Below are 13,441 nucleotides of genomic sequence, written 5' to 3'. Positions count from 1 at the left end.
GGAATAAGAATCATGGCAGCTAAAGACGTAATTTTTGGTGACGACGCTCGTCAGAAAATGCTGAAAGGCGTAAACATCCTGGCAGACGCTGTAAAAACTACTCTGGGTCCTAAAGGCCGCAACGTAGTTCTGGACAAGTCCTTCGGCGCTCCTACCGTAACCAAAGACGGTGTTTCCGTAGCGAAAGAAATCGAGCTGAGCGACAAGTTCGAAAATATGGGCGCACAGATGGTTAAAGAAGTTGCTTCCAAAGCTTCTGACACCGCTGGTGACGGCACCACCACCGCTACTGTTCTGGCTCAGGCTATCGTAACCGAAGGTCTGAAATCCGTAGCCGCTGGCTTCAACCCAATGGACCTGAAGCGCGGTATCGACAAAGCGGTAACCGCAGCGGTTGACCACATCGCTGGCCTGTCCACTCCTTGTGCCGACACCAAGTCTATTGCTCAGGTAGGTACCATCTCCGCGAACAGCGACGAGAGCGTTGGTACCATCATCGCTGAAGCCATGGAAAAAGTTGGCAAAGAAGGTGTTATCACCGTTGAAGAAGGTTCCGGCCTGGAAAATGAGCTGGACGTAGTAGAAGGTATGCAGTTCGACCGAGGCTACCTGTCTCCTTACTTCATCACCAACCAAGAGAACATGACTGCCGAGCTGGACAATCCGTTCATCCTGCTGGTAGACAAGAAAATCTCCAATATCCGCGACCTGCTGCCCCTGCTGGAGCAAGTAGCTAAAGCCTCCAAGCCGCTGCTGATCATCGCTGAAGACGTAGAAGGCGAAGCGCTGGCAACTCTGGTTGTAAACAGCATGCGCGGCATCGTTAAAGTTGCTGCTGTTAAAGCACCTGGTTTCGGCGACCGCCGTAAAGCCATGCTGCAGGACATCGCTATCCTGACTGGCGGCACCGTGATTTCTGAAGAAGTTGGCCTGGAGCTGGAAGGTACCACTCTGGAGCACCTGGGTACTGCTAAGCGTGTCACCCTGTCCAAAGAAAACACTGTAATCGTTGACGGCGCTGGCAATGTTAAAGACATCGAAGCTCGCGTTAGCCAGATCCGTGCACAGATCGAAGAGTCCTCTTCCGACTACGATAAAGAGAAACTGCAAGAGCGCGTAGCCAAGCTGGCTGGCGGTGTTGCGGTAATCAAAGTAGGCGCCGCTACTGAAGTGGAAATGAAAGAGAAGAAAGCCCGCGTTGAAGACGCCCTGCACGCTACCCGCGCCGCAGTAGAGGAAGGCGTAGTACCTGGCGGTGGTACCGCTCTGGTTCGCGCTACCCAGGCTATCTCCGTAACTGGCGACAACGAAGACCAGAACCATGGCATCGCTGCAGCTCTGCGCGCTATGGAAATGCCTCTGCGTCAAATCGTTTCCAATGCTGGTGACGAAGCTTCTGTAGTTGTTGACAAGATCAAGCAAGGCGAAGGCAACTTCGGTTACAACGCTGCTACTGGCGAGTATGGCGATATGCTGGACATGGGTATTCTGGACCCAGCAAAAGTAACCCGCTCTGCTCTGCAAGCGGCAGCCTCTATTGCTGGCCTGATGATCACCACCGAAGCCATGGTTGCAGAAATCCCGGAAGAGAAGCCGGCTGCTCCTGACATGGGCGGTATGGGTGGAATGGGCGGCATGGGCGGCATGATGTAAGCCGGCCTTAAAGCCTACCCCAAAAAGCCCCGCAATTGCGGGGCTTTTTTATTTTAGGTACATGGAATGATAGGTTAATACTGGTGCTGCGACGCAGCAAACAATCTGATTAATGGGGATACAACAGACCCAGATCCAGGAATAGCCTATGGATCTAAATTAAGTTTCTTAGTTTGTTGTGCTAGTAATTCGGCTGTTTCCTTAGATATGCCATTGATTGGTGGAGCATTTAATTGAGGTTGTTTCAGTAGATAGGAAACAAAGACCGCGGCAGATAGATATACACCATTCTGATTGGGGTGGCTTCCATCATGAGCGTATAGGTCAATGACTTTATCTGAGGAGCTAATTGTTTCCCAAGCGAGGCCGACTGGTATTACTTTTGAAGATGTTGTCTGGGCTATATTCTGATAACCCTCAAACAAGCGGGATTGCATTTTACTGCGAGTATCATTGGAATAATTTTGAGTGTCTCCATGCTTACGGCCCCAGGTTAGAAAGAGGAGAGGAGTGGCACCGGCCAATCTAATTTCATTGGTGAGTTTTTTTGCGTAGGGGTAAATCTCTTTATGCCTCTGTTCTTCGGAGAATGAGGGAAGCTGGCTTTGCTCCTGAAGCACCACATAATCCCATGCCCTCTCATGAATAGCCTCTAGTGTATCCGCAGACTCAGAGTGTTTTTGTAAGGTCCACCCTCCCGGAGTTATGGAGCTATATATAATTTGTGCTCCATTGCTTTTAGCAATTGCCTGAATTATCGGAGGAAGAGGGCGTGTGTAGCTATTGCCGATAAAAAGCACAGATAGAATTTCCTGAGTTTTCTGCTCAGTCTGCTTCTTTGGCTCTACTAGTAAGTAAGCTCCTACCAATAATAGAAAGATAAGAAAAAATATTTGGATTTTTAGGTGGCTTTTAAATTCTTTCATTGTGTTAGATTTCCAAGTGGGGCTATTACCACTTAGGATAGGTCTATTTTGTAATTTGTTCTGTGCAGCGTGTTTAAGGATCTACATTCTTATGTGGTTGAATAGGTTATTGAGGGAATAACTTGTTATCTTGAAATTAGTCATCTGATTATTTTTCGTTACTTTATGAGCTGTGAGAATAATTATGAATATGAACGATCAAGATTCGCTAAATATAAGTCTTATTTTAATTTGGGGGGAAAACATTACATATATTTAATATTCAGTCCAGCAGAGGGTTAGTATGTCCTTTTAGACTTCCCTTTCAGTAAATGGGAGGAAAGAGCAGATATGTTGCTATCAAAAGGTAATCTTGTACTAGCTGCCTGTCTTGCAGTACTAGGCTGCAAGGATTCGGGGGACTCTGGAGGGAGGCAGGTGTTAGAATCCAGGGGTTCGCATGTAGACTTAAGCCAAACCTCGGCTGGTTTTTTTGCGCACTATACCCGTGTCAACTCAGTAGATATTCCGGAAAAGATCACAGGACCTTATGCTGACATCATTGTGAACCTTGAAGGGAAAGGTAAGCTTGTTTTTGCTCGTGATCATAGTTATCGGCCTGTTTGGCACTTTGGAAACAATTCTAATCCTGTAGCGCATTTGGCTGATATTTCGAGTGATGCCAATACTCGCTTTGATAAATCAAATGACTTTTCTTATGTTCGTATCTTAGAGCAGTCAGATGAAAAGGTTGTTATTCATTGGCGTTACTTCCCGAAAGCTAATGCGAAAATGGGGCGAGATCCCGAAGGGGTAGTCCATGAGATATATACGATTACTCGAGATGGCAATGTAACCAGGTTATACCGGCCAGGCACTGATACCATCACAGGCTGGGATGTGCGTCGAGGGGCTATTATTCAGACTATGCGTCTCACGGAAAATGGCATAGCCGATGTACAAAATAAGTCTGGAGAGCTACAGGCAGGTGTGTCTCAGGGTAATGGGAATACGATAGTTGATTATACTCCCCCTGCCTTACCAGTGGCGCATTGGAAGTTTGATGAGGGGGAGGGCACGAGTACTGTTGAGAGCTTGAAATCAGCGACTGGATATATTGACAGCCACGGGGGTGATTGGGTCGCTGGTGTGTCTGGTTCGGCCCTTTTTTTTGACGGTTATAGATCAGCAGTGGTGGTCGCGCAGGATGAGGCACCCATATTTAAGGAGGCTCTTTCTATTGAAGCCTGGATTAATCTAGCCGCTTATCCATGGAATAATGCTCCTATTATTCACCAGTCAGATAATATGGGAAATGAGGGGTATTATTTTGGAGTAAGTTCTGACGGTAAGCTGCTTTTTACGGTAAATGGAAAAACTTTAACTTCTGATAGTGTAATCCCAGTTAATCAGTGGATTCATGTTGGTGTTTCTGCAGAAAAGAGTTTGTCGCTCTATATCAATGGTGTTTTAGATAAAAGCCAATCTTATGATGTCAATCTTTCAATTCCAGATATGCCAATGATTGTTGGAATGAATAATTCACCTTTACCAGCAACAGATGGGGTTCGGGAGAGTGAATTGAATGAATTCAATCATTTCTCCAGTATATTCGGTATTGAGGGGGCAATAGACGAGATTGCCATTTATAAGCACTCTCTGACTTCTAAGGATTTTGATGATAGCTACAACGGTTTTTTATTGGCACAAAAGAAAGCTCCAGATCCTGGTTTTACGAAGCGGCAATTGCCAGACCTTGAAAAATACCCCCAGAAGTTTGGTGGGATTTATACAAAGTTAGACTTTCATGATGCTTGGGATAACCTATGGAGGGTTACGGACAACGAAGATATTGTAGTCCGATTCGATAATAAGCCGATCAGTTATGTATATTGGCGAGGAACATCACACGGCATGAACTTGGTGACAGATAATCGGTGGATGTCTGATCAAAGTGTGGAACTGGTGATTCCCGATCCGGATGATCCTGAAACCCCAGCTTCAGTCAACCCAATTGTTTCTTTGGCTGAACACATGTCTGATAAGGCCGCTCTACGCACCCATGTTCGTATGATTGAAAATACTCCTGCACGGGTTAAAGTTCACTGGCGTTATGCAGCCGCAGATGTATTTGATTTACTCGTTTTGGATACTGCTTATATTGATGAGGTGCATACAATTTATCCCGATGGGGTGGCAATCCGGGATGTTTTTTACCATCCTGCAGCTGATGAAGGTGGCGTAGAATTTTATCAGGACTTCCAATGGTTACTAGGACCGGGTCAAAAAGCTGAGGACTTCCTGAATTATAATGCAGTTTCGATTGCGGGGCTTACGGGTGACTCCTCTGATATCATTTATCCTATATCCTTAGACAGGCCTAGTGATGGAGTGGACCCCAGTCCTTTGCCCGGTAATATTGCGGTGCTCAATAGCCAAACTAACTGGAAGGTCTTTGGAGTAAGTCAGGCAGGTGGTTTTTTCCCCTCTGCTAATGAGGAGAGTTCAAAGCATATAGATTTCCTGGGAGGTATTTTTCCGTTTGCAGGCCCTTGGAATCATTGGCCAATAGCTCAAATTCCTTCCGATGGTCGATTCTCCGTTGCCAATGATAGAGTTTCTCACTTTGCGGTTGGTAATCTAGAGGCCTTTGAATATGGCTCTGGATCTATGATGTATGGCTTTACCCAGGGAACACCGGTTGATTTACAGGGCTTGGCAAGTTCATGGATTTCTCCACCTGTAATAGATGCGGTTCAAGGTGTTAAGGGCAATGTAATTAATTTTATCACTGATGAAAGAGCCTATAGCCTGACATCAGATGGGATATCAGGAGATATTTCTTTACTGGTGAAGGCTAATGATAGTAGTCCTTTGGTAAATCCATCACTAATTATTCGCCAATGGGAAACAAGCAAAACTCCGAAAGTAAAATTCAATGGCAAAGTACTATCCGATGTAAAATTGGGTATTATCAGAGATACAGATGGATCCCAGACTTTGATTGTGTGGTTACCTGTGACGGCAATCACGGATTCATCCATTGAAATTGTTCGTAATTCTGTTGGTGAGAGTTAATCTTCTTATTGGTTGTTGCATTTTAAGAATAAGCAGAATAGCCGTACCATAGTATGGCTATTCTGCTTTGTAAGTGGAAATTATCTGTATAGAATTTTTAACTTCCTCGTACGGATAAATATTCAATATAATTCACTGAATTTACTTTCCTGAGAATTTAATGAATGGGCGGGATGTGGATCTGTGATTGAAGGGATATCTATCTGTATCTTTAATCCATTGCAGTTAGCTAGGTGAATCTTAGCTTTGTGCAAATTACAAACAGCCAAAACAAGACTTAATCCAAGTCCATTACCTTTTGTATGCCTATGCGATTCCAACCGGTAAAATCGCTCAAAGACCTTTTTATGATCATCTTCTGGAATTCCCGGACCGCTATCGTGTAGCTGCAATTGAAGATATTCCCTACCTTGTTGAGGTTGAGCTGAAAGCCTAATATCCAGTTTGCCACTTCCTGGTGCGTACTTAATTATATTGTCAAATAGGTTTGCAATAGACTGAGACCATTGGTTTTTATCTCCAAAGATCATATGTTGGTCATCAATCAAAGTAACGGATGGAAGTATTCCCTGATCATGAAAAATCGGTTCATAGACTTCTACCAGGGTTTTAAGAAGGTTATGAAGCGAAAAGTGCCGAAATGCTGACCTTTGTGCTCCTTGCTCAATTTGCGAGATTCTGAGTAACGCATTAAAGCACTCGATGATCCTGTCGTTTTCATTAATAATGGCTTCGATAGTATCTTTATCTGGTTTTTCTATATGCAATAATAGTTCTAGCTGGCCTCGTAGCCGAGAAAGTGGGGACTTCAAGTCATGGGCAATATTGTCGGAAACTTGTTTTATTCCCATCATCAATTGTTGGATTTTGTCCAGCATTGTATTGATATGTATAGATAACTGATCATAGTCTCCGCCATTACTATTATATGGGATCCGTTTGTCCAGATCTCCAGACATAATTTGGCGGCATACTTTGTTAATCTCGCTTATTCTTCTGACTGCTTGCCTAGATACAAGATATCCACAAATTAGGCTAATAATTGCAGTGATCAGAAGTCCGTAAAAAATAACAGAGTTAAGACTTTTCAATAGGTGATATTCTTGGGTGAAATCCTTCCCCAGTATTAGTTCTCCCCCGTCACTTAGTAGAGAAGTTCTTGCTAGGCATATGTGCTGTTCATCTTCTTGACCAAATGTAGAGTCTGGATTGTAGGTTGCCGTGTAGGTAGACTTATAGTTCTTGCTTTGTGGGAAAATTCCTTCGATATTACTAAGTATAATATTTCCCTTCGCGTCTTGAAGTTTTACACAGAGATCCTCTGTATCTAGAAAATACTCTGTCTCAATGTAATATTTTGCGAATAGTGTTGCATCTATGTGGCGTTTCTTATGATATTGGGGCCAATGGCTAAATCGCTCATCAGTAATGTTGTCTACATAATCGTGAAAATCTTCGGGGAATTCACTATTAAGTAGATGCCAGATTAGGTTGGCGGGAATTTTTTCTAGTGGGGGATTGATATTCTCTCCCAGTGCGAATAATCGCCCTTGAATAGTAAGTTTCTCCTGATTGCTTAAGCTGCTTTTATTTAAAAGATTTTTGAAGTAGTGTGTGTAGTCGCTAGTAAATTTTGATGGTGAAGTGTGGTTGTTAATGAAATTTCTAGGTTTTACATTTTTAAAGTTTGGAAATATATCAGGGTGAAAAAACTCTAGATCATTGATTTCCGCAATAGATTCTTTTGTTATATTTTCAATTTTATGAAATGTTGGATTTGCCAACGATTGTTTTGTGATTAAATAGATGCTTGCCAATGAAATACTGGAGCTAAGGCAGACGCAGCTGAATGTGATAATTGCCAGTCTGAAACTGGAGCTTTTATGTAGTTTAATTTTTTTCGCGAAGGACATAGCCGGCCCCCCTTACTGTGTGAATAAGAGGACTGTCCTGAGATTGGTCAACTTTCTTTCTCAATCTGCTTACGTGCACTTCTACTACATTAGTTTTCGGGTCAAAATGAAGATCCCAGACTTGCTCCAAAAGCATTGTTTTTGTAACAATTTGACTTTCATGTCTCATAAGATATTCCAGGAGTTTGAATTCCTGGGTTAATAGTTCAATACTACGGCCTCTGCGTTGTGCCTTCCTTGTTAAGAGATTGAGCTCAAGGTCTGAAACAATAAGGAATTCGCAGGTGTTGGACTGAGGTTGGCGCCTACCAATGACTTCGACTCTGGCTAAAAGTTCTGCAAAAGAAAAAGGTTTGGAAAGGTAGTCATCACATCCACTACGTAAACCCTCTACGCGATGGTCGACGTCTCCGAGGTTACTTAGCATTAAAACTGGTGTACTGATTTCCATTCCCCGCAGGGATTTTAATAGTTTTAACCCATCCATACCAGGAAGCATTCGGTCAAGGATTATTACATCAAAATTTTCGATGCTGGCTTGAATTAACCCTGTTTTTCCATTATGGCATAGCTCTACACCATGCCCTTCCTGACTAAGGCCCTTGTGAAGGTAATGACTTAATTTGATGTCGTCTTCTATTATAAAGATTCGCATATATCTTTAGCTGGTAAATAGTTTTGGTTGCCGGTTATTTGTTGATCGAGTTGTTTTTTTAAGGTTTTCTGATTTGCCTCAGACTAAGCCATGTACATATGGTGAATATAAAAACGTAACTAAATATTGCTAGGCACTTTCAGCCTTTTAGATATGAAAAGACTTAATTAAAAGTGACAAATGCTATTTTTACACCATTCTGAAGAACTGGAAGTAGTGAAGTCTTTCTAGTTTTTTGTTTGTGGAGAACACTAACAAAAAAAGAGTTGTTAGGCTAAAACTGCGTCTTAAGTTGTGTGTTAAGTGTGCTTCATACCCCTTGTAATATCAATGCTATGTGGATCAGTTATTGATAGAATACCCTTTTGGTTAAGCTCACCTTGGTGTAAACAGTGCATTAAAAATGACCTGTAATCTATCGGGAAATTTAGAGGCTGTTAAAAAGCTTTGGTTCACGGAGTTACAGCAAATGACTCAATTGAGGTAGTAGTTCTTGCTCTCCAGAGTAGACAGACGTGAGACCAGGAAGTCAAAGCATCGGAAAAACATGAGTAACGATAGCTTGACTGCACTGAGTTTTAATATGGATGAAGTGCACGAGGGTAATGATCACAGCTATTGATAGGTACTTGAGAAAATTATCCCGTTTATACCGAAAGGAGCGCCTTCCGAATTCCTGGGGTTGCAGTTTCAAGGTCCGCAGAACGGGAAACGAGATCTTGAGCTGGTTTCGACGTTTCTGCGAAACTCTTAGAGTAGGGTGAAGGTATGCCTTTGGATGATGGCACGTTTGGATAGTCAACCGGCACAATCGGATTCTTAGCTGGCGTCTTTAGCTTATATACTGATTCCAAGATTAACGCTTGGGAGACAGTTAAATGGAAACGGCACTTATTACAGGAGCCTCAGGTGGTATTGGCCTTGAGTTGGCCAGGATACATGCGGCTAAGGGCGGCAACCTGGTTCTGGTCGCTCGGTCTGAGGGGAAGCTTTTAGCACTCAAACAGCAGCTGGAGAAGGATTTTGGTATCCAGGCAATGGTTATTGCTGAAGATCTTTCCGACCCTTTGTCCGCACAGAGAATTTTTGAGCGAACCCAAAGCGAGGGTGTGGAGGTTGGTACCCTTATCAATAATGCGGGATTTGGTGGTCACGGTCTCTTCTATCAGCGAGATCTGGAAGCTGAGCAGGGTATGATGCAGGTGAATATGGTTTCCCTAACCAATCTCACCCACCTGTATGTCAAAGGCATGGTTGCCCGCAATAGTGGGCATATCCTTAATGTTTCATCCACGGCATCTTTTATACCCGGTCCTTTACAGGCGGTTTACTACGCAACTAAAGCCTATGTGACTTCCTTTAGCCAAGCCTTGGCGGAAGAATTGAAGGGCACAGGTGTAACAGTAACCGCTTTATGTCCGGGCGCTGTTGCGACTGGGTTTGTAGCGGCTGGTGATCTTCAGGGAGTAGATATCTGGAAGAACGCCCGTTCAGCAGAATCCGTTGCAAAATGTGGTTACGGGGCTATGGAACGTGGGGATTTGGTTGCTTTTAATGAGAAGCGGCTTAAAGTATTTCTGAATTGGATAATGCCATTACTGCCCCGTAAAATGGTGTTGAAATTTTCCCGCCAGACGATGGAAAAATCTTGATTGCGAGTAGACCCGGTAATGACCAAGCGCGCAGCTAAATTTCTGGTATCCCCCAGCTGGAAGCTGATGTTACACGATATGAATATCGACTCAGCCATGGCTCTGGCTTATGCCGGGTTACCTGCAGATCTATTGCAGCGAGAGTCTGTGACACTTACTCCAATAGAGTACTTCCGCTTTTGGTGTGGTATAGATCAGGCCTCAAAGGATAGGCCGCTACCGCTCTTGTTGGCGGAGCATCTTACAGCTGAATCGTTTGATCCCCCTGTGTTTGCGAGTTTGTGTAGTGCAAACCTAAATCAAGCCCTATTGCGGATACAGCAGTATAAACCCTTGATTGGTCCCATGGATTTGCACCTGGATATTACCGAAGAATACACAAAGCTCAATTTAGAGTGCTATGGAAGTGATGGTAATATTCCTACTGCTTTGGGGCTAAGCGAATTAATTTTCTATATCCGCCTGGCCCGGTTGGGAACCCGGGAGAAAATTCGGCCATTGGAATTGGCGTTACCACAGTTACCAGAAGATCAAACGCCTTATAGAGAGTTTTTCGGTTGCTCAATTAAGCAATCAGATCGGGTACGAATTTGTTTCTCGGCGCAAGATGCGCAAAAGCCATTCCTGACCGCCAATATGCCTATGTGGGATTTTTTTGAGGGCAAATTAAGTCAGCAGTTAAAAGACTTGGATCGCGAAGCAACAATGGGAGACCGGGTAGGCTCTGTATTGATAGAACTCTTACCAGCGGGTGAGAGTTCTATCGAATCTGTCTCTGAGCGTTTATCTATCAGTAAAAGAACTTTACAGCGAAAACTTGGGGAGGAGAACCAAACCTTTCAGACAGTGTTACAGGAAGTCAGGTCAAATTTGGCCGATCACTATCTTGCCAGGTCCAGCCTACATTTGGGAGAGATCTCCTTTATGCTTGGGTTTAAGGAGCCCAATTCATTTATTCGAGCCTACCGAGGTTGGAAAGGAATAACACCATTACAATATCGGGATTCGATTGATTAGGCGACTAAAGTTATTTCTGGTAATAAAATTTAGTCGATTTTCTTTCGATTGTAGGTCTTACCGATGCACAATTCGAGAATATCAAAAATAAAAGATCTACTGGATTTGTTACCTGGCTGGACGATCAGCAAAAATTATTCCGTTATCTGGATTTACTTCCAGAGCTCTTAGTTCTCCTTGATACACGGCTTGTATTTTCCAGCGACCACCAACAAACCGCATACTGGTTATAGGTTTGAATCCCAGACTGTAGAGTTTTGCCCTAATAGTTGATGGATCAAGTGCGATTACCGAAGGGGTCGCCCCGTAAAGGTCGGGGCTATCATAGATAGGTGCTGGTTTATTAGGGTCTATCCCCGGGGGGATTGGATTGGTCAAGTTGCTCACGAGCACAACGGTTGTAATAAAACTCACATGAGGCTCCACACTACATAAAAGCCATATACTTAGTGTGGACAGGGGATGATCGTAGCGCCAGTGCTTAGGGGAGTATTTTTGGGTTTCCTTGCCAAAAAAATACCCCGGCAATGAGTTTTGCCGGGGCAATAAAATCAATTAGCGGTTAAAAATTTTACAAATGTATCTTGCGGTTAACGGGTCATCTTCAACATTACGTTCAAGATTTTGTTTGTGACATTCCCGTAGGGAGGGCGCATAAGTTTTAGTAGGTCAACAGGGCCCTGCTGAAATATTGGGCGTAACTTTGAAAAAGTGAGAAACCCTTCATAGCCGTGATAGTGCCCCATTCCACTCTCACCTATACCACCAAATGGAATATCGTGTTGGCCAACATGTAATACACAGTTATTAATCGATACACCGCCGGACATAATCCGCTCAATATAGCGGTTTTGCAGATTTTTATCGTAGGTATATGGGTATATTGCCAATGGTCTTGGGCGGGCATTGATATAGTCGATGACTTCCTCGGGCCTTGAGTAGGTCATAATTGGCAGGAGCGGGCCAAAAATTTCCCTTTGCATCGCCAGCATATCACCGTTCATATTAACCAGAATATGTGGTGGGAACTTGCGTAAGCTGTCATCCCGCTTGAGTTGCCCGCCACTGAGGTCATATACCTTAGCTCCTTTGTCGACTGCATCGTCCAGGGTTTTCCACAGGCGCTGGTAGGCGTTGCTATCAATAATGGAGGTGTAGTCAGAGCTGTGCCAATCTGGAAAGCGCTTCTTAATTAGCTGTGTCGCATGCGCAATAAAATTGTCCAGCTGGTTTTCTGGAAGGAAGAGGTAATCTACATTTACGCAGATCTGTCCGGCATTTACTAATTTCCAGTGGATCAGGCGCTCTGCCGCTTTTTCAATCGGGAAATCAGGGGCGATGATAGCCGGCGATTTTCCTCCCAACTCTAATGTGACTGGAGTTAGGTTTTCTGCAGCGGAGCGCATTACAGCGCGGCCTGTAGTACTTGAGCCAGTAAAAATTAGGTGATCAAATTTCAGGCTGGAGAATAGTGGGCCTATTTCGCCATAGTCGGCGATAAAAGAAAGCTTCTCCTGGGGAAAATACTTGGGGCTGATCTCTATTAACAGCTCGGCCAGCCGGCATGAGTTTGTGGACATCTTGACCATTGCCTGATTGCCTGCGGCAAAGACATTGGTCAATGGGGAAATGCTCAGGTTAATGGGAAAGTTCCAGGGCACTATCACTCCAACTACACCAATAGGCTGGGGCACCACAGTATTTTTTGAGAGCGGGTAGGCCTTGAGGTCAATATGGCGCCGTCGAGGTTTCATCCACCTTTTGAGATTTTTTATCGCATCCTTGATACCTGCAAGTGCCGGGTAAATCTCCAGGAGCAGGGTTTCTTCCCTCGAGCGGTTCCCATAGTCTGAACATATGGCTTCTATGATCGCCTCCTGTTGTTCCCTCAACATTCGCGCCAGGGTTTTCAGGTCCTGTACTCGCTGTTGATAACTGGGGACTGGGTTGGCGTGATAGGCTCGACGCTGGCTATCCAGCTGACTCTGGAGTAGCGCCTTGTCTGCATCCTGCCGGGTAAGGGTCTGGATGGTCATTTTATTATCCTATGGCGTTTATCTTCGACCAGATTAACCGAATAATCGTTTGGGAGATTGACCAATCGCGTCAGCAGATTGACTAAATAGTAATTAAAGCGCACGTTCCAACTTTGAGGGTGGAAGTGCTAAGGGTCTGGCCCCGTCACAATAAATGTGTGCGGGGCGATAAGTAGGATCCTCGTAATTCGAGGGTCAGCACTTCTTTGTAAAGGCGACTGCTTAACTGTTGTCAGGTTTGTCAGACAAAACTTCTGCAGAATTAGGATCTACTTCCAAGTCGTGTTTCTGGTCTCCTTTATAGGCCTCAATTTTCCAGCGCCCATTGTCCAAGTCTACTTCGACAATGGGAGTAAAGCCTTGTTGTTCGAGTTTTGTCAGAACAGTGGATAGAGCCATAGCACCAGGAGGGGGTTTCTCATCGGCAAGAGCGGGATGGAGAGCGACCGCAGCGATACTCGCTAGTAATAGCTGGTAGGTGGTCTTCATGGTTGTACTACCTCGCTTGTAGTTGATTGACCGCTATTAGCGG

Annotated in this window: 10 protein-coding genes; 4 read left to right on the top strand and 6 right to left on the bottom strand. The window is 44.3% G+C overall.

Translation table 11 applies throughout. From position 1 onward, the window contains the following. Nucleotides 1-12 precede the first annotated feature (12 nt). Entirely contained in the window at nt 13-1,653 is a 1,641-nt protein-coding gene (gene groL / locus ABWV76_RS17515; RefSeq protein WP_020412316.1) for a chaperonin GroEL, read from the top strand. 146 nt (nt 1,654-1,799) lie between these two features. On the opposite strand, the gene ABWV76_RS17510 is transcribed toward groL, so the two are convergent. Then, nucleotides 1,800-2,579, bottom strand: coding sequence for a DUF4886 domain-containing protein (locus tag ABWV76_RS17510; protein WP_353376787.1), 780 nt, complete (start codon nt 2,577-2,579; stop codon nt 1,800-1,802). Nucleotides 2,580-2,909: 330 nt separating this feature from the next. Between ABWV76_RS17510 and ABWV76_RS17505 the strand changes: the two genes are divergently transcribed. Continuing rightward, a complete protein-coding gene (locus tag ABWV76_RS17505; protein WP_353376786.1) occupies nt 2,910-5,636 on the top strand; it encodes a LamG domain-containing protein in 2,727 nt (908 codons plus the stop codon). Nucleotides 5,637-5,758: 122 nt separating this feature from the next. Here ABWV76_RS17505 and ABWV76_RS17500 read toward each other — a convergent pair whose 3' ends face one another. Beyond that, nucleotides 5,759-7,549, bottom strand: a complete 1,791-nt coding sequence (locus tag ABWV76_RS17500; protein ID WP_353376785.1) for a sensor histidine kinase — start codon at nt 7,547-7,549, stop codon at nt 5,759-5,761. Next, a complete protein-coding gene (locus tag ABWV76_RS17495; protein ID WP_353376784.1) occupies nt 7,527-8,204 on the bottom strand; it encodes a winged helix-turn-helix domain-containing protein in 678 nt (225 codons plus the stop codon). Before ABWV76_RS17495 ends, ABWV76_RS17500 begins: the two co-directional genes overlap by 23 nt. A gap of 878 nt (nt 8,205-9,082) precedes the next feature. Between ABWV76_RS17495 and ABWV76_RS17490 the strand changes: the two genes are divergently transcribed. Continuing rightward, a complete protein-coding gene (locus ABWV76_RS17490) occupies nt 9,083-9,856 on the top strand; it encodes an SDR family NAD(P)-dependent oxidoreductase (protein WP_353376783.1) in 774 nt (257 codons plus the stop codon). Beyond that, the gene (locus tag ABWV76_RS17485; protein ID WP_353376782.1) at nt 9,857-10,873 is read left to right on the top strand and encodes an AraC family transcriptional regulator; all 1,017 of its coding nucleotides are present in this window, start codon (nt 9,857-9,859) and stop codon (nt 10,871-10,873) included. A gap of 108 nt (nt 10,874-10,981) precedes the next feature. Here the strand turns inward: ABWV76_RS17485 and ABWV76_RS17480 are convergent, their stop codons facing one another. The 3 genes from ABWV76_RS17480 to ABWV76_RS17470 all read right to left on the bottom strand — a co-directional run bounded on the left by ABWV76_RS17480 (nt 10,982) and on the right by ABWV76_RS17470 (nt 13,398). Beyond that, complete coding sequence (locus tag ABWV76_RS17480) at nt 10,982-11,287, bottom strand: hypothetical protein (RefSeq protein WP_020412323.1); 306 nt, start codon at nt 11,285-11,287, stop codon at nt 10,982-10,984. A gap of 176 nt (nt 11,288-11,463) precedes the next feature. Continuing rightward, a complete protein-coding gene (locus tag ABWV76_RS17475) occupies nt 11,464-12,909 on the bottom strand; it encodes a coniferyl aldehyde dehydrogenase (protein ID WP_020412324.1) in 1,446 nt (481 codons plus the stop codon). 222 nt (nt 12,910-13,131) lie between these two features. Further along, on the bottom strand, nt 13,132-13,398 hold the full coding sequence (locus ABWV76_RS17470; protein WP_020412325.1) for a PepSY domain-containing protein: 267 nt from the start codon (nt 13,396-13,398) through the stop codon (nt 13,132-13,134). Nucleotides 13,399-13,441: the final 43 nt, after the last annotated feature.

The organism is Microbulbifer sp. NBRC 101763 (assembly GCF_040371615.1).
Taxonomy (GTDB): domain Bacteria; phylum Pseudomonadota; class Gammaproteobacteria; order Pseudomonadales; family Cellvibrionaceae; genus Microbulbifer; species Microbulbifer variabilis.
The sequence above is the reverse complement of the archived record's forward strand: the minus strand, read 5'-3'. Positions and strand labels throughout refer to the sequence as shown.

Excerpts from the sequence above, each read along its gene's own strand:
- groL (WP_020412316.1), top strand. The coding sequence starts at position 13 with ATGGCAGCTAAAGACGTAATTTTTGGTGACGACGCTCGTCAGAAAATG.
- ABWV76_RS17510 (WP_353376787.1), bottom strand. The coding sequence starts at position 2,579 with ATGAAAGAATTTAAAAGCCACCTAAAAATCCAAATATTTTTTCTTATC.
- ABWV76_RS17505 (WP_353376786.1), top strand. The coding sequence starts at position 2,910 with ATGTTGCTATCAAAAGGTAATCTTGTACTAGCTGCCTGTCTTGCAGTA.
- ABWV76_RS17500 (WP_353376785.1), bottom strand. The coding sequence starts at position 7,549 with ATGTCCTTCGCGAAAAAAATTAAACTACATAAAAGCTCCAGTTTCAGA.
- ABWV76_RS17495 (WP_353376784.1), bottom strand. The coding sequence starts at position 8,204 with ATGCGAATCTTTATAATAGAAGACGACATCAAATTAAGTCATTACCTT.
- ABWV76_RS17490 (WP_353376783.1), top strand. The coding sequence starts at position 9,083 with ATGGAAACGGCACTTATTACAGGAGCCTCAGGTGGTATTGGCCTTGAG.
- ABWV76_RS17475 (WP_020412324.1), bottom strand. The coding sequence starts at position 12,909 with ATGACCATCCAGACCCTTACCCGGCAGGATGCAGACAAGGCGCTACTC.
- ABWV76_RS17470 (WP_020412325.1), bottom strand. The coding sequence starts at position 13,398 with ATGAAGACCACCTACCAGCTATTACTAGCGAGTATCGCTGCGGTCGCT.